22 protein-coding genes and 1 pseudogene are annotated in these 23,817 nt (G+C 69.7%); 9 read left to right on the top strand and 14 right to left on the bottom strand.

What is annotated here, in order from left to right; translation table 11 throughout:
• Window positions 1-99: 99 nt before the first annotated feature.
• The 6 genes from AB0G35_RS15225 to AB0G35_RS15250 all read right to left on the bottom strand — a co-directional run bounded on the left by AB0G35_RS15225 (window position 100) and on the right by AB0G35_RS15250 (window position 5,567).
• Window positions 100-771 (bottom strand): response regulator transcription factor, encoded by a 672-nt coding sequence (locus tag AB0G35_RS15225; RefSeq protein WP_360948643.1) that lies wholly within the window; start codon window positions 769-771, stop codon window positions 100-102.
• Window positions 768-1,979, bottom strand: a complete 1,212-nt coding sequence (locus AB0G35_RS15230; protein ID WP_360948645.1) for a sensor histidine kinase — start codon at window positions 1,977-1,979, stop codon at window positions 768-770. The genes AB0G35_RS15225 and AB0G35_RS15230 overlap by 4 nt, the downstream gene beginning before the upstream one ends.
• Before the next feature lie 286 nt (window positions 1,980-2,265).
• Window positions 2,266-3,438, bottom strand: coding sequence for an FAD-dependent oxidoreductase (locus tag AB0G35_RS15235; protein ID WP_360948647.1), 1,173 nt, complete (start codon window positions 3,436-3,438; stop codon window positions 2,266-2,268).
• Between the two features lie 8 nt (window positions 3,439-3,446).
• Window positions 3,447-3,641 carry a ferredoxin gene (locus AB0G35_RS15240; protein ID WP_360948649.1) on the bottom strand — a complete coding sequence of 65 codons (195 nt, stop codon included), beginning with the start codon at window positions 3,639-3,641 and terminating at the stop codon, window positions 3,447-3,449.
• A 43-nt stretch (window positions 3,642-3,684) separates the two neighbouring features.
• Complete coding sequence (locus AB0G35_RS15245) at window positions 3,685-4,887, bottom strand: cytochrome P450 (RefSeq protein ID WP_360948651.1); 1,203 nt, start codon at window positions 4,885-4,887, stop codon at window positions 3,685-3,687.
• The gene (locus AB0G35_RS15250) at window positions 4,884-5,567 is read right to left on the bottom strand and encodes a DUF3159 domain-containing protein (protein WP_360948653.1); all 684 of its coding nucleotides are present in this window, start codon (window positions 5,565-5,567) and stop codon (window positions 4,884-4,886) included. Before AB0G35_RS15250 ends, AB0G35_RS15245 begins: the two co-directional genes overlap by 4 nt.
• 711 nt (window positions 5,568-6,278) lie before the next feature.
• Here AB0G35_RS15250 and AB0G35_RS15255 point away from each other — a divergent pair.
• Window positions 6,279-7,385 carry a DUF5954 family protein gene (locus AB0G35_RS15255; protein ID WP_360948655.1) on the top strand — a complete coding sequence of 369 codons (1,107 nt, stop codon included), beginning with the start codon at window positions 6,279-6,281 and terminating at the stop codon, window positions 7,383-7,385.
• Window positions 7,386-7,430: 45 nt separating this feature from the next.
• Here AB0G35_RS15255 and AB0G35_RS15260 read toward each other — a convergent pair whose 3' ends face one another.
• Window positions 7,431-7,916 (bottom strand): winged helix-turn-helix domain-containing protein, encoded by a 486-nt coding sequence (locus AB0G35_RS15260; RefSeq protein ID WP_360948657.1) that lies wholly within the window; start codon window positions 7,914-7,916, stop codon window positions 7,431-7,433.
• A gap of 17 nt (window positions 7,917-7,933) precedes the next feature.
• Here AB0G35_RS15260 and AB0G35_RS15265 point away from each other — a divergent pair.
• Window positions 7,934-8,257 (top strand): annotated as a pseudogene (locus AB0G35_RS15265) (aldo/keto reductase); the annotation flags it as partial.
• 37 nt (window positions 8,258-8,294) lie between these two features.
• Here the strand turns inward: AB0G35_RS15265 and AB0G35_RS15270 are convergent.
• Window positions 8,295-8,666 (bottom strand): hypothetical protein, encoded by a 372-nt coding sequence (locus AB0G35_RS15270; protein ID WP_360948659.1) that lies wholly within the window; start codon window positions 8,664-8,666, stop codon window positions 8,295-8,297.
• A 615-nt stretch (window positions 8,667-9,281) separates the two neighbouring features.
• Between AB0G35_RS15270 and AB0G35_RS15275 the strand changes: the two genes are divergently transcribed.
• A complete protein-coding gene (locus AB0G35_RS15275; protein ID WP_360948661.1) occupies window positions 9,282-9,689 on the top strand; it encodes a YciI family protein in 408 nt (135 codons plus the stop codon).
• Window positions 9,690-9,697: 8 nt separating this feature from the next.
• Window positions 9,698-10,843, top strand: coding sequence for a DUF6596 domain-containing protein (locus AB0G35_RS15280; RefSeq protein ID WP_360948941.1), 1,146 nt, complete (start codon window positions 9,698-9,700; stop codon window positions 10,841-10,843).
• A gap of 110 nt (window positions 10,844-10,953) precedes the next feature.
• On the opposite strand, the gene AB0G35_RS15285 is transcribed toward AB0G35_RS15280, so the two are convergent.
• Window positions 10,954-11,856: a GNAT family N-acetyltransferase gene (locus AB0G35_RS15285; protein WP_360948663.1), complete on the bottom strand. Its 903-nt coding sequence runs from the start codon at window positions 11,854-11,856 to the stop codon at window positions 10,954-10,956.
• Window positions 11,857-12,268: 412 nt separating this feature from the next.
• On the opposite strand from AB0G35_RS15285, the gene AB0G35_RS15290 reads away from it, so the two are divergent.
• Complete coding sequence (locus AB0G35_RS15290; protein WP_360948665.1) at window positions 12,269-12,940, top strand: TOPRIM nucleotidyl transferase/hydrolase domain-containing protein; 672 nt, start codon at window positions 12,269-12,271, stop codon at window positions 12,938-12,940.
• Between the two features lie 96 nt (window positions 12,941-13,036).
• Here the strand turns inward: AB0G35_RS15290 and AB0G35_RS15295 are convergent, their stop codons facing one another.
• The gene (locus tag AB0G35_RS15295; RefSeq protein WP_360948667.1) at window positions 13,037-13,534 is read right to left on the bottom strand and encodes a cupin domain-containing protein; all 498 of its coding nucleotides are present in this window, start codon (window positions 13,532-13,534) and stop codon (window positions 13,037-13,039) included.
• A gap of 21 nt (window positions 13,535-13,555) precedes the next feature.
• Here AB0G35_RS15295 and AB0G35_RS15300 point away from each other — a divergent pair, with 21 nt between their 5' ends.
• Complete coding sequence (locus AB0G35_RS15300) at window positions 13,556-14,020, top strand: Lrp/AsnC ligand binding domain-containing protein (protein WP_360948669.1); 465 nt, start codon at window positions 13,556-13,558, stop codon at window positions 14,018-14,020.
• A 307-nt stretch (window positions 14,021-14,327) separates the two neighbouring features.
• Here the strand turns inward: AB0G35_RS15300 and AB0G35_RS15305 are convergent, their stop codons facing one another.
• A complete protein-coding gene (locus AB0G35_RS15305) occupies window positions 14,328-15,479 on the bottom strand; it encodes an extracellular solute-binding protein (protein WP_360948671.1) in 1,152 nt (383 codons plus the stop codon).
• 263 nt (window positions 15,480-15,742) lie between these two features.
• Here AB0G35_RS15305 and AB0G35_RS15310 point away from each other — a divergent pair, with 263 nt between their 5' ends.
• Window positions 15,743-16,492 (top strand): GntR family transcriptional regulator, encoded by a 750-nt coding sequence (locus AB0G35_RS15310; protein WP_360948673.1) that lies wholly within the window; start codon window positions 15,743-15,745, stop codon window positions 16,490-16,492.
• A gap of 291 nt (window positions 16,493-16,783) precedes the next feature.
• Here the strand turns inward: AB0G35_RS15310 and AB0G35_RS15315 are convergent, their stop codons facing one another.
• Window positions 16,784-17,146 carry an AAA family ATPase gene (locus AB0G35_RS15315; protein ID WP_360948675.1) on the bottom strand — a complete coding sequence of 121 codons (363 nt, stop codon included), beginning with the start codon at window positions 17,144-17,146 and terminating at the stop codon, window positions 16,784-16,786.
• Between the two features lie 638 nt (window positions 17,147-17,784).
• Between AB0G35_RS15315 and AB0G35_RS15320 the strand changes: the two genes are divergently transcribed.
• The gene (locus tag AB0G35_RS15320) at window positions 17,785-18,588 is read left to right on the top strand and encodes an alpha/beta fold hydrolase (RefSeq protein WP_360948677.1); all 804 of its coding nucleotides are present in this window, start codon (window positions 17,785-17,787) and stop codon (window positions 18,586-18,588) included.
• A 670-nt stretch (window positions 18,589-19,258) separates the two neighbouring features.
• On the opposite strand, the gene AB0G35_RS15325 is transcribed toward AB0G35_RS15320, so the two are convergent.
• Both AB0G35_RS15325 and AB0G35_RS15330 read right to left on the bottom strand, forming a co-directional pair.
• Window positions 19,259-20,647 carry a PA14 domain-containing protein gene (locus tag AB0G35_RS15325; protein ID WP_360948679.1) on the bottom strand — a complete coding sequence of 463 codons (1,389 nt, stop codon included), beginning with the start codon at window positions 20,645-20,647 and terminating at the stop codon, window positions 19,259-19,261.
• A gap of 1,019 nt (window positions 20,648-21,666) precedes the next feature.
• Window positions 21,667-22,173, bottom strand: a complete 507-nt coding sequence (locus AB0G35_RS15330) for a hypothetical protein (protein WP_360948681.1) — start codon at window positions 22,171-22,173, stop codon at window positions 21,667-21,669.
• 571 nt (window positions 22,174-22,744) lie between these two features.
• On the opposite strand from AB0G35_RS15330, the gene AB0G35_RS15335 reads away from it, so the two are divergent.
• Complete coding sequence (locus AB0G35_RS15335) at window positions 22,745-23,635, top strand: hypothetical protein (RefSeq protein WP_360948683.1); 891 nt, start codon at window positions 22,745-22,747, stop codon at window positions 23,633-23,635.
• The last annotated feature ends 182 nt before the right edge of the window (window positions 23,636-23,817 follow it).

The following is a 23,817-nucleotide window of genomic DNA, read 5'->3' on the forward strand; positions in this document are numbered from 1 at the left end:
CCGACGCCCCCGCTTCGTCCCGCAGTCGCATCCCGCTCCGCCGAGCGGAGGAACGCGCGCGGCCGCGCCTCCCCCTCGGAAGCACGGCCGCGCCGCTCGTCATGTCGGTTCGGTGCGGGCCAGTCCCGTCTGGTAGGCGATGACGACGAGTTGGGCCCGGTCGCGGGCGCCGAGTTTCGTCATCGCTCGGTTGGCGTGGGTCTTGGCGGTGACGGGGGTGACGAAGAGCCGCTGGGCGATCTCGTCGTTGGACAGGCCGGCCGCGACCAGGGTGACCACCTCGTGCTCCCGCGGGGTGAGGGTGGCCAGTTGCGGTGGTGTGTTCGGGCCGGGTGGTGCGGGTTGGGCCAGGAAGCGGGCGATCAGGGACTTGGTCGCGGCCGGGGACAGCAGGGAGTCCCCGGCGGCCACCACCCGGATCGCGTTGAGGAGTTCGTCGGGGTTGATGCCTTTGCCGAGGAAGCCGCTCGCACCGGCGCGGAGTGCTTCGGCCACGTATTCGTCGTTCTCGAAGGTGGTCAGGATGAGGATCTTCACGCCCGCGAGGTCCTCGTCGTCGCTGATGAGCTGGGTTGCGGCGAGGCCGTCGAGATCGGGCATGCGGATGTCCATCAGCACGAGGTCGACGTGGTGACAGCGGGCCAGTGCGACGGCCTCGCGTCCCGTTGCGGCTTCGGCGACGACTTCCATGTCGGGGGTGGAGTCGATGAGCATGCGGAAGGTGCCGCGCAGGAGGGCCTGGTCATCGGCGAGCAGGACGCGGATCGTCATAAGGTCAGGTCCTTCCGGTCGGTGCGCAGCGGCAGTTCGGTGTGGATGCGGAAGCCTCCGGCGGGGCGGGGGCCCGCGGTGAGGGTGCCGCCCGCTGCCTTGGCCCGCTCGCGCATCCCGATCATGCCGTGGCCCGTGCCGGACCCCGCGCCGGGGGCGTCGTCGCGGCTGTTTTCCGGTGTGCGGGGGCCGTCGTCCTCGACGGTGATCCGCAGGACGTCGGGCCGGTGGTCCAGGTGGATGCGCACGGGGACGGGTCCTGCGTGCTTGCGGGTGTTGGTCAGCGCTTCCTGGATGATCCGGTAGGCGGCGAGGTCGGTGATGGGCGGCAGCGGCGCCCCGGGTGGCCGGCCGGTCCGTTCGAGGGTGAGGTCGAGCCCGCTGTGGCGGAAGGAGTCCAGCAGGTTTCCGAGGCCGTCGAGGCCGGGCGCGGGCTCGCGCGGCGCGGTCTGGTCGTCACCGTGGCGCAGGACTCCTACCGTGTCGCGCAGCTCGTCCAGTGCCGTCCGGCTGGTGTCGCGGATGCGTTCGAGGGCCTGGTAGGCGTGGTCGGGGTCGGTGCGCATCAGGTGGTGGGCGACGCCTGCCTGGGCGTTGACCAGGGTGATGTGGTGGGCGACGACGTCGTGGAGTTCCCGGGCGATGCGCAGGCGTTCTTCGGTGACGCGTCGGCGGGCCTCCTCCTCCCGGGTGTGTTCGGCGCGTTCGGCTCGTTCCAGGGCGCCGGCGAGCAGCTGGCGGCGGCTGCGGGCGGCGTCGCCGCTGGCCACTGCCAGGCACATCCCGGCGATCACGGCCAGGTGCTGCCAGAGGTTCTCCAGACCCGGCTCGCGGAGCAGCGACGCGGCCACGATGACGGCGGCCACCCAGGCGGCGACGCGTCGGGCGAAGCGCCGATCGGACCGCACGGCCACGGCCTGGACCGCGACCGCGGTCGGGATCGGCGAGGCTCCGGGGAAGGAGAAGAGGAGGATCTGGGCGATGTTGACGGCCACGGTCGCCACGACCACCTGGACCGGCCGGCGGGTGCGGGCGACCAGCGGCACGCAGGCGAGCGCCAGGCCGCCGACGGACCAGGCGATCGGGCTCTGGTGCCGGTAGGCGGTGCCCGCCGCCACCGGGGCGGACAAGGCGAAGCAGGTGAGTGCGACCGTCAGATCGGCCATCCGCGGCCAGGCCCGCAGCCGCCCCATGGGCCCGTCGATCATGTGCACTCCTTCAGCGTACGCAGCCCCGTGCGCATCTGAGTTCTGCACACCGAGGGCTCCGCACCCGGATCAGGCCCGGGTGCGGAGCCTGCGGGCTTCGCGTGGTCATGGTTGCGGCGGTTTCGGCCGGGCGTTGGCCCCTGTCGTCGCGCGGGTGCGGACTCTTGGCCTACCGCGGCCGCAGAACGGGCCCGGTCAACAGCTGCCACCGCCGCGGCGGATGCCGCTCTGCCGTACGTCCGTCAGGCGTCTGGCAGGTGCGGCGGCCGTGGCGCGGGTGGGGGAGTCAGGCGGCGGCGTGCTCGGTGAGGCGGCCGCGGTACCGGAGCAGGGCGCGCGGACTGTTCCAGCCGAGCGCGCCGACGACCCGGCCGTCTGCGTGGTAGAGGGCGACGAACCTGTCTGAGCGCGGGTCGCCGTCGACGACTTCGATGTCTGCGTCGGAGGGGCACCAGCCGTGGAATTGGACCTTGGTGTCGTAGTGGTCGGTCCAGCCGAACGGGACCGGGGCGTAGGGCAGGGCGCGGCTCGGGCCGGCCAGGAGGTTCGTGGCGGCGGTGACGGCTTGTTGGGTGGCGTTGGTGCGTTGTTCCAGCCGGATCCGTCCACCGGCGGTGGGGTGCGGCCAGTTGGCGACGTCCCCGGCCGCGTAGACGCCCGGTACGACGTGGCAGGTGGGATCGCACAACACTCCGTCGCCCAGGGGGATCCCGGAGTCGGCCAGCCAGTCGGTGGCCGGTACCGAGCCGATGGCGACGACGACCACGTCGGCGGGCAGCCGGGTGCCGTCATCGAGGACCACCGCGGTGACCCGGCCGTCGTGGCTGCTCATGCCGGTCACCTGGCGGCCCATGCGCACGCTCACTCCGTGGTCGCGGTGCATCTGAGCAACCAACTCCCCTATTTCGGTGCCGACTTGGCGGGCCAGTGGGGTGGGCTCGATGTCGACGAGGGTGACGTCGAGGCCGAGGCCGCGTGCGGTGGCGGCGATCTCACTGCCGAGGAAGCCGGCGCCGATCACCACCACACGGGGCCCGGCCAGCAGCTGGGCGCGCAGCGTCAGCGTGTCGTCGAGGGTGCGCAGCACATGCACCCCGGCCAGGTCGTGACCGAAGGGCAGACGGCGGGGACGTAGCCCGGTGGCGAGGACCAAACCGTCGTAGTCCGCCCTGTCCCCGTCGTCCAAGGTCACGGTGCGGGCCACCGGGTCCACCGCCGTGGCCCGGCAGCCCAACTTCAGTTGCAGTCCAAGGAGTTGGATGTCCTTCTCCGGGCGCAAGGTGGCCTTGTGGGGTTCCCAGTGGCCGGCCAGGATCTGCTTGGACAGCGGTGGCCGGTCGTAGGGGGGCCGCAGTTCCTCGCCGATCATGGTGAGCGTGCCGGTGAAGCCCTGGCGGCGCAGGGTCTCGGCCGCGGTCAGGCCGGCGGCCGACGCGCCCACCACGACGATGCGGTCCATGGTGGGCACTACTTCTCCACCTCGATGGCCAGCGCGGGGCAGCGGGCGGCGGCGTCCTCGACCCGGGCCAGCAGTTCCTGCGGCGGGGCCGGGGCGAGCAGGACGACGATGCCGTCCTCATCGCGCTGGTCGAAGACCTCGCCGGCAGCCAGCACGCACTGCCCGGCCCCCACACACTTGCCCTCGTCAATGGTGATCTTCATGGGAGTCTTCCTCTGTGATGTCGTTCGATGACGTCGGCGCGGCCTACCAGGTCACGGGCAGTTCGTGGACGCCGTAGACGATCATGTTGTCGCGCATCGGCACCTGTTCCACCGGCACGGCGAGGCGCAGTGTGGGGAACCGGTCGATCAGAGCGGTCAGGGCGGCCTTCATCTCCACCCGGGCCAGCTGCTGCCCCAGGCACTGGTGGATGCCGTGGCCGAACGCCAGGTGCGGGCTGGAGGACCGGTGCACGTCCAACTGCTCGGGGTCGCCGGTGAAGTGCTCCCCATCGCGGTTCCCCGACGGCAGGCAGGCCACCACGGTGGCGCCTGCCGGAATCAGGTGGCCGCCCAACTCCACGTCCTCCAGGGCGGCGCGGCGCACGCCGTACTGGATGACGCTGAGGTAGCGCAGCAGTTCCTCGACGGCGCCGTCCATCAGGGACGGGTCGGCGCGCAGGGCCTCCCACTGACCGGGGTGCTGCAGCAGGCACATGGTGGCCAACGCGATCATGTTGGCCGTCGTCTCGTGCCCGGCCAGCAGCAGCAACACCCCGACACCGGCCAGTTCCTCGTCGGTCAGTTCGCCCGACGTCACCAATCCGCTGAGGATGTCATCGCCGGGCTCGGCCCGCTTGGCGACCGCGAGTTGGCCGATGAAGCCACTCAACGCCTGGTGTGCCTGCAGGAGTTCCTCGGGAGTCGCATCGATCCTGATGAGCGTGGCGGAGTTGCGTTGGAACTCCTCACGGTCGGCGTAGGGCACTCCGAGCAGTTCGCAGATCACCAGCGAGGGGATCGGCAGCGCGAAGGCCTGGACGAGGTCGACCGGGCGGTCCTCGGTGGCGGCCAGGGCGTCCAGATGCTCGGCGACGATCTTCTCCACCGCGGGGGTCAGCTGCCGCATCCGGCGCACGGTGAACTGACCGGTGAGCAGCCGGCGGAACCGGGTGTGCTCCGGCGCGTCCATCATGATGAACATCCCCGGCAGGGGCGGCGGCACCGGAGCGTCGGCCGCGGGACCCCCACCGGTCCGCAGCTGGCGGCGGCGGGAACTGAACCGCGGATCGGCCAGCACCTCCCTCACCTCCTCGTACCCGGTGACCAGCCAACCCGGCAGGCCGTCGGGCAAGGTCGCCTCCGCAACGGGGGTCTGCTCCCGCAGCGTGCGGTACGCCGGCGGGGGGTCGAACGGGCAGGTCCGCGTCGTGGGCTGCGTCCTGGTGACGGGCTGTGCTTCGGTCATGACCGGGAAGTCCTTTCCAAACAGGGAGAACGGGGGGATGCCTCGATGCCCAGGGGGCCGGGGGTCTCGCAGCGGTGCGTTCCGGCATCGCGCCGGTAGATCCGCCACCCCAGCAGTGCGCCGAGCGCGAGCACCACCGGGCCGAAGAGGTCGACCGAGCCGAGGGCGACCACCTGACCGGAGAGGAACAGCGGAAGCTGGATCGCCAACATCGCCAGGTGCCCGGCGAACACCACGAGGTTGCCCTTGACGAAGGCCCGCCGACGCACCGCACACCGCCGCCACTTGGTCCGCTCCCCCGTGATCAGCCCGACCATCAGGCCCATCGGCGGCCATCCGAGCAGCAACAGCACCGGCGTCACCACCGCCATCACGCAGTGGATCACCAGCCCGGGGAGGAAGAAATCCGTGGCCTGGCCGCTGCGGGCCGCCAGCACACCCCCGACGCAGATCAGGCCGAGAGCGACCAGAGCGCGCCGCACGGCTTCGCCACGCACCAACCGGTAGACGCAGACCCCCACGCCGGCCCCGACGGCCAGCGCCAGGGCGACGACGACCCGGTGCGTGACGGCAATGCCCACGGTGAAACCGAAGACCGGCGCGACATCGATCACGGCGTCGCGCAGCCGGCGACGGATCGCGTCGCCAGTGACGTCCGCATGGTCTGGCCCAGGATCCATGGCCGCTCCAACCCCTCGACGTGCGGCGTTCGTTCGGCCGCTTGGGCACTCTCCACGGTGCCGTGCGACGGCACGGCTGTCGTCGACCGTCCGCAGACTCTTGGCCTGCTGCGAACGCAGTAGACGGCTGCCGGACCTGCTGCGAACGCAGACACCGACCGGGGCCGGAGCCAGATGAGCGGGACACCGAGCGCCCGAAGCAGACCATGGGGCACCGCCGACACCGGCGCCGTCGTCCGGAACGGCGGGCCGGCCCCACTGCCGGACGGGTCGAGCGGGGCCTTGGACGCGGGCGGTGGCATCCCCCCGATCGGCTGAAAGATCAACTCATGACGCAAAGGTCGATCGCAGGCGGGGGCATGCCCTGGGTGATATCCGCCCGTCACTGGAGGTTCCATGCGCCATCGTCACGTCCTTCGCCTTGTGGCCGTTCCCCTGTCGGCTCTCCTCCTGACCCTGGGAGCAGCCCCCGCCGCATCTGCGGCGGACGGCGCCACCATCGGCGTTGGCCTCGGCGCCGGTCTCACCTCGGCCGTCGGCGCCGTCCTCCGTCTCGGTGTCGGGTAGTCGTCGCTTCGGTCACTTCCACCGGCCCCGACCCGCTTTCCGTGCCCGGGCCACGCCGGGAGGCCTGACGGGTGCGGTACCTGAAAGAGGCAGGGAATCCGGAAATGCCGGATGGCGGCATGCCGTCGTCGGCAGGATATGGGCATGAGCCATGGGAATGTGGGGCCGGGCGGAGCGCGTCCGGTAGTGGTGCGGGTCCCGGTGGAACCGGTGGAGGCCGCTGTGGAGGCGGACGCGGTGGACGCCGTGGTGCAGGTCGACGCGGTGGCGGTGCGCGGCCCGCTGTTCGGGGTGGCCGCGCAGGGGGTGGCGGAGGGTCCGCGGTGGCGGGTGGTGGTTCCCGTAACGGCCGGCTGTCCACAGACGGCGCGTGACAGTCTGAACTCGCTGCTGTGGTTCCGGGCGAAGGACGAGGCCCGGGACAGGACGGAACGCCGCGCTCTGCTGGCAGCGGTCGCCCGGTTGGAGAGCGAACGCGTCGACGAACTCGTCGTGCTCGGGACCCGCTATCGCATCGTGCGTGCCGAGGAGTACGCCGGTATGGACGCCGACGGCATCGAGCAGCCGCGCCCGACCGACCCGGAGCCGGTCAGGCCCGACTGGGCCCGCGGTTCCAGGGAGGCGCCGATCGATGACGGGCTGGTCCTGGACCCCGATGAGCCGGTCACACCCGCCCAAGCCGCGGAGCGCCTGGCGCTGCGCAGCCTGGCCTACACCGGTTCCCGGTTCCCCGACGACGTACGCGGTGACTCACAGCGGGCGGTGGAAACCCACCCCGACGTCTTACTGCTGCCTGCGACGTTCGCGGTGGTGGAGCGGGCCGCGGACGGTGGGTGGATGCCGGGCAGCGCCCTGCACGGCAGTGCGCACGAGGCCCGTAAGACACTGGACTTCTCCCTGACGTGGTGGGAGCCGCGCAGGAGGGGTCTCGTCCCGGTGGGCGCTGACAGGGACATCGACGCACGTACCTTGGTCGCCGAAGGTGTCGACCCCGCGGCCGCGGAACTGACCGCGTACGTCGAGGCCGCCGACCGGCTCCGCGCCGGCCGGGTCAACCAGCTTGAGGTCGACGGCACCGTCTACCGGATCGGCCGCACCCGCCGCCTGCTGCGCTGGGGCCCCGACGGCCCCGAAGGGCCACGCCCCTCCGACATCGACAGGCATGCTCCCGAGCGCATCCACCCGGTGCTCGACGAGGACGGCACCATCCTCCCCGAGGACCCGGAGAACGAGGCTGAGCCTTCGCTCTGATGGCTGCCTTCGCTCTGACGGGCCCACCGCCCGGCACTCCCTTCGCTATGGGCCGGCGGCGAGCACGGATTCTGCGACCGAGGTGCGTGCATACAGCACGGAGCGGCCGGTTCGGTGGGCGCTGACGAAGCCTGCCGTGCGCAGTGCCGTCAGGTTCTGGGAGACCCCGGCCATGGAGATCCCGGTGCGCTGTGCCAATTCGGTGGTGGTGGCCGGGGTCTCCAGTTCGATGAGCAGCAGGGTCCGCGAGCGGCCGAGCACGGCGGAGACCGCAGCGGTCCGGGCGGCGGGGCGGCGTTCCCAGAGCGCACCGACGCCGCGCGCCCGGTAGGCGAGTTGCGGTGGGTCCGGCGGTGCCACCCGGGTGGACAGGCCCGGTCCCTTGAAGGCGGAAGGAATCAGGTCGAGGTCCCGCCGGACCCGGTCGGCGGGCGTGGCCATGATCGCGGCCAGCTCCTCCCTCAGCGCGGGGGCCGGCCCGGGGGGTGCCGGGTTGAGGAAGTCCGGGGCGTAGCCCGAGGCCGGGATCAAGTCGGCGAGCCACCCGCCGTCCAGACCAGGACGCCTTCGTCTACACCTGCGGTCAGCACGGTGTCGCCTTCGTTCCGTTCTACGCGATCGCCGCTTCCGGGCGCCAAGCCGGGAGAACGAGCGACCGCGATCGCCCGGAGCTCCTGGCCGTCGCCCAGGCCCACGGGGCCAGCCCCGCGCAGGTCCGCATCGCCTGGACACTGCACCGCGGTTCGCACGTACTGGCCATCCCCGGCACCGGCAACCCGGACCATCTGGCAGCCAACGTGGCCGCCGGCGCCCTACGGCTCTCCGAGACCCAGCGTGCTCTCCTTGACTCCCTTCACTGCCAGGGAGCGTGAGAAGTCCCGGGGGACGACTCACCGGTCCAGGGGTGCCTCAGGCCCGGTACAGCGCCTCTTCGAGCCGCGCCTTGATGACCTGCTCATACTGCAGGCCCCTGCGCTTGTCCTTCCGCATGTTGGCGTCCAAGGCCCGCTCGGCGTAGTCCGTGGACTCGTGAAGGAGATCCCTGACCTTCTCGCGGTCGTGTGCCCTCCTGCAGGCGGGCAACGCGTGGCTGATCTCCCTCTTGGTGGCGTTGTTGTACGACGCGGCCTCTCTCGTGTTCCCCCGCTTGCTGGACTGGATGGCGTAGTAGTTGCGTGACTTGGCGAAGTCGATCCTGCCCTTGCACTCCGACACGGCCGCGGCGGGCTGGGCCGATGCAAGGGGGATGACGAAAGCGGCGGCGGCCAGCGCGAGCGCCATGGACGCCCCTGCCGCCTTGGTGTTCCCCGTTTTCCCACGCACTGTGACTCTCCCTTTTTCCGGGACGCCTGCCGGGTCCCGTGACGGTCGGCCGGTGGTCGGCTGATGGTCGTCCAGCCGCCACCCATCATGCCGATCCCGGTGAGCCGCTCGCCTCCTCTTCAGGTCGGAGGACACTCCTCCGCAAGACGGAGGGGAATCATCGACGCTGGTCATGCTTGGCGCCATCGTCCTTCATGCCCGTCGCAGCGAGACCCGGACGAGCACCGCCCCATACCCTCCTCCACGCCGAACAGCCCGCCGGCCCGAGCGCACTATGAGGCACCAGGAGCACACGTACGGTGATGTGCGCGCGAGGCCCTCTCACCCTCTCACCCTCTCCCCACGCCGCGAAGCGGACACCGCGGGACGACTCACCCGCCCACCCGACGCACCCAGCCCACCCGACACACGCAGCTCACCCGGATCCCCCGGACCCCCCGGATCCCCCGGATCTCCCGGCTCATCCGCGCGTGCCAAAAAAATTCGTGCGGCGATGTCGAGAAACCGTGGCTGGCTCCGTCCCCGAGGTGAACGCGACCACAATGGGTCGCACCAGCAACGAGGAGAAACACGATGGCCAAGTACTTGCTGCTCAAGCACTACCGCGGCGCCCCGGCTGCGGTGAACGACGTGCCCATGGACCAGTGGACACCGCAGGAAATCTCGGACCACGTCCAGTACATGCAGGACTTCGCCGCCCGGCTGGAGAAGACCGGCGAGTTCGTCGACGGGCAGGCGCTCGCCCCGGAGGGCGCCTGGGTCCGGTACGACGGGGAAGGGCGCCCGCCGGTCACCGACGGTCCGTTCGCCGAGACCAAGGACCTCATCGCCGGCTGGATGGTGATCGACGTCGACAGCTACGAGCGGGCCGTCGAGCTGGCCGGGGAGCTGTCGGCCGCGCCCGGGAAGGGCGGGAAGCCGATCCACGAGTGGCTGGAGGTGCGCCCGTTCCTGGCTGCGCCGCCCACCATCACGGAGTGACCTCCCCCATGGACGAGGCGCTGCTGCGCAACCTCACGCCGAGCGTGCTCGCCATCCTCGTCCGCCGCGGAGCCGACTTCGCGGCGGCCGAGGACGCCGTCCAGGACGCGCTCGTCGAGGCGATCCGCGTCTGGCCGGCCGAGCAGCCGCGGGATGTGAAGGGCTGGCTGGTCACCGTGGCCTGGCGCAAGTTCCTCGACGCGAGACGCGCGGACGTCGCCCGTCGCCGGCGTGAAGAACGCGTCGACGAAGAGCCGGCGCCCGGGCCCGCGCCCACGGTGGACGACACGCTCCAGCTCTACTTCCTGTGCGCCCACCCGTCGCTGACACCGTCATCCGCGGTCGCCCTCACGCTGCGCGCCGTCGGCGGGCTCACCACCCGCCAGATCGCCCAGGCCTACCTGGTGCCCGAGGCGACCATGGCACAGCGCATCAGCCGGGCCAAGCGCACCGTGTCCAAGGCGCGGTTCGACCAGCCCGGCGATGTCGCCACCGTACTGCGCGTCCTCTACCTGGTCTTCAACGAGGGCTACTCGGGCGACGTCGACCTCGCCGCCGAAGCCATCCGGCTCACCCGGCAGCTCGCGACCGCGATCGACCATCCGGAGGTGGCGGGGCTGCTCGCCCTGATGCTGCTCCACCACGCCCGGCGCGCCGCCCGTACGGTGCCCGACGGCAGCCTGGTACCGCTCGCCGAGCAGGACCGCGGTCGGTGGGACACCGAGCAGATCGCCGAGGGCGTCGAGATCCTGCAGGCGGCCCTCGCCCGCGACCGACTGGGCGAGTTCCAGGCCCAGGCCGCCATCGCCGCCCTGCACGCCGATGCGCCCACCGCCGAGGAGACCGACTGGGTACAGATCGTCGAGTGGTACGACGAGCTCGTGCGCCTGACCGACAGCCCCATCGTCCGGCTCAACCGCGCGGTCGCCGTCGGTGAGGCCGACGGACCGCGCGCCGGCCTCGCGGCACTGGCGGCGCTGGACGACTCACTGCCCCGCCACACCGCGGTGGCGGCGTACCTCCACGAGCGCGACGGCGACCTGGAGACGGCGGCACAGCTGTACGCCGAGGCGGCCCACAAGGCACCCAACCTCGCCGAACGCGACCACCTGACGCGCCAGGCCGCCCGGCTCAACACCCGCCGGTGTCGCTGACGGGTCACGCTCGGACGCGAGGGCTGCGGGCACGGTGGCCGAACAGGCAAGCGGCGGGGCCGTGCAGAATGAGCCTGCCGGTCCCAGCCCCGCACAGTCAGAAGGCCCGCTCAGACGAAGTCGATGCGCTCCTCGCTGACCGGGTAGCCCACCCTCTCGAAGTGTGCCGCCATCGGCAGGTTCGTCTGGTCGGTGGCGGCCGCGATGCGCGTCGCGCCCCGTGCCACCAGATCGTGGGTGCACTCCACCAGCAGGTCGTGGGCGTAGCCGTTGCCGCGCTGCTCAGGCAGGACGCCGATGAAGCCGATGCACGGACCCGAAGGATTGTGCGCGGGGACGTGGAAGCCCGCCAGTTCGCCGGCCCGGGTGTAGGCCAAACGCCACCAGCTCCGCGGCGAAGGCATCCAGGTCAGGATCCTCAAGAGCTCTTCCACCGCCCCGTCCCGGCCGTACCGCGCGATGTCGTCCAGGTCGTGGGCATCCAGCGAGCCTTCCTGGATCCGGCGCACCACCCCACGGATGACGTCGTCGTCCGGCTCCGGCCGGTACACCAGGCGCCCGGTGCGCTCAGGAAGCGCGCAGTCCACGGTCCAGGTGTAGCGGTAGCGCTCGACCAGCTTGCGCAGGCCCGCCGCCTGGGCTGCGGCCATCCGGGCGTCGGCCGCCGCCCGCACCTGGGGCTTCTCGCGCCAGCCAGGCGGCAGCAGCAGGCTGTACTCGGCGTGAAACGGGGCGGTGCGCAGCAGTCGGACGGCGGCCTCGGCATCGGTGAAGTCGAACCAATCAAGGGCGATCGGCTTTTCGTCACCCGGCTTGGCCCACCAGGCTGCGCGGGCGACCACGACGCCGTCGCGCAGCGCGACCCAGGTCCATTCGGGCCGGTACTCGCCGCCGTCACCCACCATGCCGTAGACACCGCCGAGAACCGCGCGGCCGACCAAGCCGGGGTCGGGCAACGAAGCGAACAGAGGTGTCTCGCCGGCAACCAGCGGACGGATGACCAGTTCAGTCATGATGAAGCAATCCTTCGGGAAAGTAACGCGAAGTGACGCGCTCCCGAATCAGACCTCCGGCGCCCGACGGGCGGGGCGGGAGCGCACAACAGCTGTGATGATGAGCATTGCTCTCGCCTCCTTCCCTACGATCACGGGCGCCTGTCCACCATAGACGCGCACGCACACAGACGTCCACGCATTACCCACCCCCACCCCCATCCCCGCCTCAATGCCTCAATGCCTCAGCTGGAACACGGCAGTTGGGGCCATCGGTCACCCCGTGCTCTCAATCCGTCCATGCACCGAGGCAAACCAAGGACCACCGGCGACAGGACTCCCCTCGCCGTCCCCGTACGCGCGCTCAGGCACCGATCGACCCACTGGCAGAAAATCCCTACCGTGACGGCCGGAAGCAGCGCACACTCGTCCCATGGCTGACATGGCGTCGTTCCGGGAAGCAGTCACCGCATGGGCAGCCGGCGGCCCCGGGGACCTGGCGCGCGAGCTGGCCGTACAACTTCCCGTGCGGGCAGCCGTCCTCCTCGAAGGACTCAGCGACGCCGCGGCGATCAGCGCACTGGCCACCCGCCGCGGCCGGAACCTGGCTGCCGAAGGCATCTGCGTCCTGCCGATGGGCGGCGCCATGAACGTCGGGCGTTACGCCCGCTTCCTCGGACCGTCCGGGCTGGGCCTACGCCTGACAGGTCTGTGCGACGAAGCAGAGCGCCCCTATTACGCCCGCGCCTTGGAACAAACCCAGGCAACGGAGCAAGCCCAGACAACAGGGCCGGCCCAGGCACCGGACCACGCCCGGGCCACACGGCAAGAGTTCTTCGTCTGTACAGCGGACCTGGAAGACGAACTCATCCGCGCCCTGGGCGTCACACAGGTGGAAGAACTCATCCGAGTCGAGGGCGACCTGCGCCCCCTGCAGACCTTCCTACGCCAGCCCGCGCAGCAAGGCCGCACCCCACAACAGCAGTTGCGCCGCTTCCTCGGCACGAAGAAAGGCCGCAAAATCCGCTACGGCCGCCTCCTCACGGAAGCCCTCGAACCCCACCGCACACCCGCCCCACTCGACCACCTGCTCACCAGCCTCTGACCACTGGCCGGCCAGCCATGGCGAAGGGGCCGGTGAGCGCCCGGCTTTGAAGCAGAGCCGGATGAGGGCTGTGGGGCAGTGTCGTCCTCCCGGCCGTCAGGTGAAGTCAGTGGCGGGCTCGGTGGCATAACGGCTCATCGTTTGGACGTGTGCCTCGGGGGTCAGTGTCCGGCCGCCGGCAATCATGTCCTGGAGGTCTCGGAAGTACTGGACGTACCGGGCGGGTGTGAACGTGCTGAGCATGACGGCCGGTTGGCCGGTCACGTTGGCGAATGTGTGCGGGGCTCCGGGCGGGACCATCACGAGCGTGCCCGCGGTCGCGTCGTAGTCCCTGTCCCCGACCGTGAACCGCACGGTGCCGGAGAAGATGTAGAAGCCCTCGTCGTGCTGGGCGTGACGGTGCTGCGGCGGTCCGGGGGTGTGCGGCGCGAGGACGGACTCGGCGAGCCCGAGACGGTGACCGGTGTTGCTGCCGTCTTCGAGGACGCGCATGCGGGTGGTGCCCAGGAGGATCGTCTCCCCGTGTCCCGGGCCGACCACCGATACGGCGCCCCTTTCACGGAATCTCCGGTCGTCACTCGGGAGCCCGTGCACCTCGCCCCCGAGGACGAGAAAATGCTCGACGTGCTCGCCGCAGACGGTCGCGCCAGCCTCGTCGATCTCGCCGCCGCGTCGGACCTCACGCCCGGGCGCGCCTCACGTCGCCTTCACGCCTTGCTCCTGCGCCGCGTCGTCCACATAGACGTCGAGATCGCCGCAACAGCCCTGGGCTATCACGCTCGGGCCAACCTTTGGCTCCTCGTGCATCCGTCGGCAGTCAAAAGCGTCGGACGCGCCCTCGCGCAAGAACCCGAGATCGCCTTCGCCGCGGCCGTCTCCGGGCCCTACAACATCCATGCCGTCGCGCACTGCCGGGATCTCGACGAACTCTTCGAATTCACTTCGGACCGCATCGGGTCCTTGCCCGGCCTCCAGCACATGGAGGTTTCTCCTCTGCTTCAGCAGATCAAGCAGGCGGGCACGCTCCTGTCCGGCGACCGTCTCATCGAGCCGCGAAACACCCGTCGAGGGCGACCCTGACGATGCACAGCCGCGACTCGGCCCGGACCTGCCCTTCTCGAACGGGGGGGCGTTCATGGGCTTTCCCAGCGGTGAGCGTGAAAACCGGCGGCCGGCCCTGCCCGTTACCGGGCAGAGGGATCGTCGTGGTCGGCCCGCCGCGGGACGTGCGTGAGGCGGCCGGCACATCACGCGCCGGCCGCTGTCGTCCCGCGGCTCGGCGGGTGATGCGTCCGCCGGGGGAGGCGAGGCGAGCCGGCCGGCAGCACGGTGCCCGCCGCTGAGAATCAAGCGGCGGGCACCACGTCGGGCCGGGTGGGAGTCGCGGTCATCCGGAAGTGGCGTCGCCCCAGCTCTGGGAGATGAGGACCTTGGCGTTGCTCTGCTGGGTCTCGGTCGGGAAGCTCGGCGTACCGGAGACCTTCGGCAGCTTCGCCGCGGCGGTCTTGTCGAGCGTGCCGGCCTTCTTCATGGCGGTCATCAGCGCCGGGCGGGCGTATCCCTTGAGTCTGAGGTTCTGGCCCTCGGTGCTGTAGAGGTACTCCAGCCACAGGCGCGCGGCCGCGGGGTGCGGGGCGTCCTTGTTGATGGCCTGCGAGTAGTACTGGGAGAACTTGCCGTCCGAGGGGACCGTGACCGTCCAGTCGATGCCCTTGGACTTGAACTCGTCGGTGTACCCGGCGTTGAGGTAGTCCCAGTCGATGCTGATCGGCGTCCGGCCCTTCGCGATGGCGGCCGCGGTGGAGTCGACGCGCGTGAAGTTGCCGCTTTTCTTCAGCTTTGCGAAGAAGTCGATACCGGGCTGGATGTCGTCGAAGGAGCCGCCGTTGGCGAGGGCGGCCGCGTACACGGCACCGAACGCCGACCCCGACTTCGTGGGGTTGCCGTTGAGCGCGATCTGCCCCTTGTACTGCGGCTGGAGCAGATCCTTGAAGCTGGTCGGGCAGGTCTGCACACGCTTGGCGTCGCAGCCGAAGGAGATGTAGCCGCCGTAGTCGTTCGCCCAGCGGCCGATCGAGTCCCTCTGGGCGTCCGGTATGTCAGCGAAACCGTCGACCATGTACGGCGCGAGCAGGCCCTGCTGGGCGGCGCTCTGCGCGAAGGAGCTGCCGAGGTCGAGGACGTCGGGCGCGTTGTCCTTGCCCTTGCGCGAGGTGACCGCGCTGATCTCGTCCTGGCTGGCGCCGTTCGGGTTCTCGACCTCGACCTTGATGCCGTACTTCTTCTTGAAGCCGTCGATCAGGGCGCCGTAGTTCGCCCAGTCGCGGGGCAGCGCGATCGCGTGCAGCGTGCCCTCCTTCTTGGCCGCCTCGGCCAGGGCGTCGATGCCACCGAGGGCCTGGGCCGTGGTCGCGGTGGCCGCACTCTTTCCGCCGGCCGCCGACTCGTCGGGGGCCGCGCCACAGGCACTGAGGACAAGGGCGGCAGGGATGGCGAGGGCACCGGTGAGGGCGGCGGTCCTCGGCAGGGACAGGGTCACGGACTCTCCAGGGGTACGCACAGAGGGGTTGAGGGGTTCATGCGGGGCCACACAGGGGATGCACGTGGGGGGTGAGCACTCCGACAACTTGTCTGAACAAGTGGGGCCTCAGTAGGCCTAACTATGGTGTCCAACAGGTAAACATTGGTAAAACTAATGACTCCAATTCCCTCACAATCGCAGCTCGCAGCGGTTACTACGCCAGCTCCCCCAAGCTGACCGTGCTGCACACTTTGCACACAACTCCGCGCGAGGGAGGAAGCATGGTGGCACGACACGAGGAGATCGCCGAAGAGCTGAGGCGGGCGATCGACTGTGAGGACTACACCGTGGGCAGCCTCCTCCCCACGGAGACCGACCTCGCGTCCCACTACGGCGTCTCGCGCGGCACGGTCCGCCAGGCGGTCGCGGCTCTGACCGCCGAGGGACTCATCGGGTCGCGCCAAGGAGCCCGCCGCGTGGTCCTGGCCGACTGTCGCAGCCAGAGCTTTTCCGAATTGTGCAGTTTCGCGCAGTGGGCGCACGCAATGGGCCGCGAGGCGTCCGGACAGGTGATGTCGTCCGCATATCGCCCCGCGACGCGGGAGGACTCCGAACGACTCCAACTCCCCTCCGGCACAGTTGTGTTGCACATCCTACGAGTGCGCGGCCTGGACGGCGAACGGGTACTGCTGGAACGGACCGTGTACGCGGACTGGATCGCCCCCGCCGTCGAGCGCATCGAGCCCGCGTGCCCGTCCGTGACACAGCGGCTGTACGAGGACGAAGGCCTGGTCTTCGCGTACGGCCAGCACATGATCGACGCCGTGGCCGCGAGCGCCCAGGACGCCGAACTCCTCGGCGTGCGCCGCACCAGCCCGCTGCTGCGGGAACGGCGGGTCACCACCACGCACGAAGGGCGCCCCGTCGAGTGGTCGGACAACCGCTACCGCCCGGACGCCGTGACCTTCAGCGTCCACAACTCGACTGGGAACAACGCTCTGGCTCGCAAGATGGGCCCCGCCATGAGCTGAGCGATCGTGCGGAAGTTGGACTCTCGGGACATATCGGCTGGCGGGAGGCGTGCCGGAATGCCGGTATGCGGTATGCCGGAATGCCGGTACGGATGCGCCCGCACCGGCACCAGCGTCAGTCATCCGCACCGGCACCGAGAGCGACAGCGACAGCGACAGCGACAGCGACAGCGACTGATCGGCACCGGCACCCTGAACAAAGCGGATGAAAGCCTCCAGCAGGTCGTCCGGGGCCAGTTGGAGGGTATGTGCCGAGTTCTGGGATGTGCCGAGGATGCGCGCGGGTGTGCGTTATCCGGCCGGTCCGGCGAGACCAAGTGGCGCGGACCGCACCTCGAAGCCGCCCTGGCCGTCGAAGCACACCTCCCGCGCCGTGTCGAATCCGTCCGCGGGCGAGGGCCTGCGGAGCTGGTTGAGCGCGGCCAGGACGCCGACGTCCGGGACGCGGTCGCGGCCCCGGCGTGCGGCGTTCCGCCGCAGTGAGCCGGTCACGTCCGGCGGGAACCAGTACGCCGTCACCATGGCACCGCAGGCGTGGGCCAGTTCCACCAGCGGGGACCACTCCTTCGGTGACGGGTTGGTGTTGTCCACCGCCACCGACCGCCCCGCGGCCAGGTGCGCATGCACCAGCCGTAGCTGCCGCTGCTGCTTCACGATGGCACGTCATCGCCGGACGAAGGAAACCGCGCGGGAGCCGTCGCGAAGCCGGGCGGCGCCCTGCACCACTGCGCGCGCCGTGCGCCGGCCCGTGTGACGTACGCCGGCCCGTGTGCCGTGATCGCGATCTCCGGGGAGATCGCAGAGACGGTCGGGAGCGGCTCGGCGTACCCGCCGACCGGATCATCCGGGCCCGCGACGGCGTGGACGTCCCGCCGCATGCCGAGCCGCCGGCGGTCCGCAGGGCCGCGTGCCGGCACCTCCCGCTCCCCGTACCTTCCCTGCCCCTCCCATCGCGAGGTGCCCTCCCGCAGGCACTGCCCTTCCGTCGGGAGGTGAGGCCGAGGCCTGGTCCGGCCAAGCGGGGCGGGGCGGGCCGGGGCAACGGCCGTGCTCCGCAGCGCGGGTCGGGGCATCGCAGAGCGGCCTGTGTGTTCAGCGCCTCAATGGGGTCCCAAAGGGTTGACGCCCCAGTAACCGGAATCCAGAATCCCGCTTACTGTTCGACATTGCCGAACAGGGGACACAGTTGTCGTCAATGCGCAGGGTGCCGAGCCGCCGCTCCCAGGCTCCCCGCGCAGTCGGCACCCGGTGGCCACGCGGGCTCCGCCTGCGCGGTCCGCGAAAGGAACGGCATGCGTCTGAGGACCCTCCCGCTGGCCCTGCTAGTGGCCACCTGCGCCTTCTTCGGTTTCACCGCCGGCCCCGCCCAGGCCGACGGCATCTCGCCGCCCGGCGCGAACGACTGGACGTGCAAGCCGTCCGCCGCGCACCCTTATCCCGTCGTGCTGGTCCACGGCACCTTCGAGGACATGGCCAAGAACTGGTCGGTGCTGTCGCCGCAGATCAAGGACGCCGGATACTGCGTCTTCGCACTCAACTACGGCAACAACGCCACCGCCCACATCGCCGATTCGGCCCGGGAACTCGACACGTTCGTCGACTCCGTACTCGGCGCGACCGGCGCCAAGAAGGTCGATCTGGTCGGGCACAGCCAGGGCGGGATGATGCCCCGCTACTACCTCGACTTCCTCGGTGGCGCCACCAAGGTCGACGAACTGGTGGGAATCGTCCCCTCGAACCACGGCACGACCAATCCCCTGACCATCCCGACCGGGTTCGCCGGCTGCGACGCCTGCACCGACCAGATGGTCGGCTCGCCCTTCCTGACCCACCTCAATGCGAACGGGGACACGGTGGCGGGCCCCGACTACACCGTGATCACCACCAAGTACGACGAGGTCGTGACCCCGTACACCAGCGCTTTCCTCAGCGGACCGGCGAAGCAGGTCACCAACGTCACGCTTCAGGACCGCTGCCCCCTGGACGCCTTCGAGCACGACCAAAGCCCCAACGATCCGGTCGTCGCCCAGTGGGTGCTCAACGCACTCGGCCGCAGCGGCCCCGCGGACCCCGCCTTCGTGCCCCGCTGCCTCTGATCTGACCCGTTTGCGTGCCTGCGGTTCCGGGTGGGACATACCGCCCGGAACCGTACGCGCGCAATGACCGTGCGGGAGAACAAAGGGGGGCACACCGTCCGGGCATGTGGCGCGCAGCGCTTGGCAACGAGCGCGTCGGGAGGACGCCGGCCTGCTCCAGGCTGCCCGGGCAGTCGACGAGGACGGGCCGGGGCCTCGCCGTAGGCCGTACGGTCAGGTACTGACTCGCCCGGTCAGCCGGGGCCTGGCCGGGGCTCCGGCTCAGGAGGGTGAGGCGGCGGAGGAACAGGCTCCGGCCCGGGCGGGATGGGGCCTGGCCCTGGCTCCGGAGGGGTGGGCGGAGAACCAGGGGCGGGCGGGACCGGCTCAGGGTGGAGGGGCCCTGGTGGCCCGGGAGGCTGCGGAACAGTCATCGCGTGTCCTTTCCGGTCAGCGTGCGGTCCACGGCGTCAGCGACAGCGACAGGGCCAGGGAGAGGGACGGCGACAGCGACAGCATCAGCGCCGGCCTCCGGAACGCTTCGCGCCCGTACGGACGTCTCAAGCGTCTCTCCCGGAGAATGCGGCACTTCGCCCCGCCGGCCATGCCGACGGGGCGAAGCAAACCGGCCCCCGGGTCAACCAGCAGTGTCGTGATCGCCTCCGGGCCTGCCGCGTGTTCCCCGTGACCGTCAGCCGACCGGCACGGTCATGGCACGGATCTCGCTGTACGGCGAGTAGTTCCCGGCCGCGTCATAGGTCCGGGCCCGGTACTCATAGGTGCGCCCGTCGGCGGGCAGCGGGTCGCAGACGGTGACGTAGGCCGGGTCGTGGCGCGGGTCGTAACCCTGGTGGGCGGCGACGGACCAGGCGTCCGTCCCCGCCTCGCGGCGCTCGATCTCGAAGCCGGTGAAGTCGCGGATCGGGGCCGGCGTGTAGTCGTTGGCGGTCGCCCGTATGCCGCCCTCGCAGGAGCCGACGAGGAGTTCGGGCGCATTGGCGGGGGCGATGCCGTCGGGGATGTTGAGCCAGAGCTCGTTGGTCGCGTAGGCGTTGAGGGCGTCACCGCTGTACGTGGTGGTGCCGCCGTCGTTGGTGACGAGCACACGGTAGTGGCGGGTCTCGCCGTCGGCGACGATCGGAGCCGTGGTCCAGGTGTTGCCGGTGGTGGTGCCCAGCGGGACCCACTTCCAGTAGCCGTCCACCTTGTCGTTGCTCAGGACGGTGTAGTGGTCGAAGTGCGGCTCGGTGTTCTGCGGCCAGTTCAAGGTGACCTTTCCGGTCGCCTTGTCGTAGGTGCCGGTCAGGGACGTGACGATCGGCAGCGGCCGGACGATGGTGTCCGTGCTGCCCGACGAGGTGTTGCCCGCCTTGTCCGTGGCGCGCACCTCGTAGTAATAGGGCGTGCGGTCGTCGGGGTTCACGAGGGGGTCGGTGTAGCTGCGGGCGGTGGTCGTGGTGACCTTCGTCCAGGTGCTGGAGCCGACCGGCCGCCGGTAGAGGGAGTAACTCGCCAGGTCCATCTCCTTGTTGGCGGACCAGGAGACGGTCGTCTTGCGGGTCGTGGTGTTGTAGGCGGTCTTCACGCCGGTGGGGGCGAGGGGCTTCGTCTGGTCGTACGTGGCCGACGTCCGGGGCGTGTACGTGAACGCCACCTTCGCGGCGCCGGACCAGTTCACGTGGTCGACGCGGATGGTGTGCTTGCCTGAGGGGATGGTGAAACCGAGGAACGTGGAGCGGGCGGTGTCACCGGTGCCGTACCACAGGTCGATCTGGCGGACGCCGTCCAGGTAGACGCGGACGCCGTCGGTGGCGGAGACGGTGAACATGAAGGGGCCGCCGGAGCCGAAGTCGCGGGTCACCGACCAGCGGACACCGAAGTTGTCCGACCGGACGCCGGAGGCCGGGCTGCCGGACCAGCTCTGGCTGATGGTGCCGTCGCAGTCGGTTTTCACCGGGGTGCCGGAGAACGAGGTGTTGTTGTAGAACGTCCGCTTGTAGACGTTGGTCGAGCAGGTGACGTCGGCGGCTGCTGCCTGCGGGGCAACGACCAGCAGGCTGCCGAGGACCACGGCGGACATGGCTCCACCTGTCCGGGCGACAACGAGACTCTTCTGGTGCACGGGGACCTTTCACACTGTGCGGGCTATACGTACAGCGGGGAGACACGTGAGCTGGGAAGAAGGTTGCACGGTGCGCCCCCGACGCGAAGGCGCCCGGAAGCGCGAACGAGGGAGAGCGCGGCACCGGTGAGCGGGTGCTGGAGGCTGGCCCCCTCCGGCCCCCGCCCCCAACCGGCCACGGGTGCCAGGCAATACCACTGAGGTCTGCCTTCCGCACCGCACCATGGCGCGGATAACGGAACGGGACGTGGCAGCACCCGTACATTCTTGGCTTGACGTTGAACCGTCGAACGTGGGCGGGCCGCCGAGCGGTCGGAGGAGTGGGACTGTCAGTGGTGGGGCCTCTGGTCTTCGCCCATGGGATTCGGATTCTTCGGATCTTTCGTGAGAGCGCGGCGCGACAGACCTCTGGCGGAACTTCCTGCTATGGAGAAGGCAGGCGGTGAGATGTGCTGGTCGGCTCAGGACGGTGGGTGGCAGATCGTGCAGCTTCGTCGCGGTGGCAGACCTGCCGAGTCAATCGCCCAAGAGACCCAGGCTCCGCTGCTCGTTGCCCATGTCTTCAACAGCGACAGTGATGTGGTGGCGGAGGAGGCGACGAGCCCGCGGGGACAGAGAGGGGAACGCGTGCCGCGCCCCGGCCGGCCTCGATGTTGGCGTCCAGCGCGTGGCTGCGGCGCACCTTGTCCGTGGCCCGAAGTAGCGCTCGAAGCTGTGCTGGCACAGCAGGGCCCATGCTCCGCCGCCTGCGTTGAGCAGGCCTTGGGCGCGTGCAACGAGCATCGGGCTCACGAGGCGCCTTCACCTTCGAGGTGATAGGGCCCGGCCCGGGGCCGGGCCGCGAGGTGGTCGTGCCCACAGGAGGGACAGACCGTGCGCGGCGGTCGGCGGTGGCGGGCTCATCGGTCGGCTTCCGCGTTCCGTTGACCGGGCCCGTCGGTCAGATTCCGTTAACCGGACCGGTCGGTCAGATTCCGTTAACCGGACCGGTCGGTCAGAAAGTTCTGAACGGCCCTGGTGTGCAAGGCATCCAGTGTCTCGGTCTGCTGTCGCGCGCCGTTCAGGAGTTCCTGGAGCCGTCGGGTATCCAGACGGGGCTCCCGGGGAGCCCAGCCGAGGAGAGTGCGCCAGAGGAGTGCCTTACCTTCGACGCCGAGACGCATTCCCTCCAGCTCGACGATCATGCTGAGACCGGAACGACGGATCACACGGCCGTTGGGCTTCAGTCGCCCGACCTTCTCACCCGCCCAGGCTCCGTAGATCTTGTACCGACGAGCAGGAACGTCCAGGGAGGCCATGAGCCGTAGAAGAGCTTGCCGGTCCAGCGAGATCTCCGCGGCAAGGTCCTTCAATTCCCCGCCGCAGTCCGAATCCTGGTACTCCCGGGCCATGCGCCGGGCAAGCTCAACACCGGCTGTGGCACCGGCCAAGTGATCATTGAGATAGACCGCGACCATCCGCGAACCCGCAAGCAGACCGCCCATGATCGACCTCCCTCGCCGGGGATCGGTGATCCTTCCCTGCGTCCTGAGTGGCCAATTTCAGCCTATCGAATCGCGGCGGCGCCAAGCCGGTCATGCACGGTTGCCCAGGGTGACTACCCGGCGCGTCAGCCGTTGGGCCGCGTCACGCTCCGCGGCTTGCTGCCCGTCACCCGTACGCCCTCCACTGAGTCGTTGACTTGACAACTGCTGTCCGTCGCGGCAGCCGCAGTTGCGGGTGCCGAGTGACGGGTGTCTCCTGAAGTTGAGAGGGCCGGTTCACACGGTCCCGCGCACTGCTGCGAGGACACAGAGGACGGCAGCGAGGACGGCAGCGGTCTCAATGCCCCGAGTGTGTGTCCCGAGTGTCGCGACCGCAGCGGTGTGCCAACAGCAGCGTGTCCCAACTGCAAGCGGCATAGGTGCACTTCCGCATCGCGTCCGCATCGCTTCCGCATCCAGGTCCTCCAGGTCCTCCAGGTCCTCCTGGAATCGAAGTCACCGAGTAATCGGGATCACCGAGTAATCGGGGTCACTGAATAATCGAGGTCACCGAGTAGGTGAGAGGGCAACCATGAACATCACGGTGACGCAAACCAACCCCCTCACCCTGACGCTTCCGCACGTCGTGACCAATCCGGTGATCAAACCGGTGATGCAGGGTGACTTCCTCGAAGAGATACAGCTGACCACGACGATCCACGAATTCCTGTTCAAGGTCACCAAGGACAATCGCGTCTTCTGGGTGGGTGTCGCGGTGCCGTTCGGCACCATCGACTTCTCCCGAATACAGGTCTTCTTCCACCCGACAGTCGTCCAGCTACGGCCCCCGCCGCAGCCCCCCGTCATCCACGCAGCGGAAGCCGACTATCCCACCTTCACCGGCGGTTGGTCCGGCCGCCTGCAGCGGTATGTGGCCCTCCAGGGCGGCCAGTTGGCGTCCGTCCGGCGTGTTCCACTGCTGGTCCCGTTCACCACTATGGCCGCGCTCGGCGTCGATCCTCAGCAGAACATGTTCTCCATCGACCCGGTGGCGACCCTCAGCAACATCACAGCGGCCACTCAGGCCGCGTTGCTCCCGTTCCTGCCGCCGCCGAATCTTACGGACGTGGGCGTCACCTCGTTCAGCTCCGGCATCCAGGCCATGCGGAAGTTCATCGCTGCGATGAAGCCCTCGGGGTTCATACGCGAAGTCATCGACTTCGACAGCCCCTTCATCACCACTGAACCCGCGGAGCTGACCCCGTCTCCCGGCGCCGTGTCCAGCTGCTACACCCAGCGAGCCCGGCAAAACCCGCCCTCGGGCTACCGGTTCATGCCGGCGGACAGCTTCTCGCACGTGCCGAGCCACCCGGACCCCGACCCCGGCACGCATGCACACGCCTGCATCGGCTTCATGATGTACCACACCGCCATGATCACCAGCAGCATCACCGCAGCGTCGGACCTCCCACTCCCCCACTAATGCTCAGCGCTCAATGCTCGGCGCTCTGTGGTCAGCGCTCAATGCTCGGTGCTCACGCTCTTTGGTCAGTGCTCGGTGCTCGCGCTCTTCGGTCAGTGCTCGGTGCCCGGTGCTCTGTGGTCGGTTCTCAGTACTCGGTGGTCGGTGGTCCGTGCTGCTTGGTCAAGTTCGTTCCGACTCTC

This window comes from Streptomyces sp. NPDC021749, assembly GCF_040640655.1.
In the GTDB taxonomy this organism is placed as follows: Bacteria; Actinomycetota; Actinomycetes; order Streptomycetales; family Streptomycetaceae; genus Streptomyces.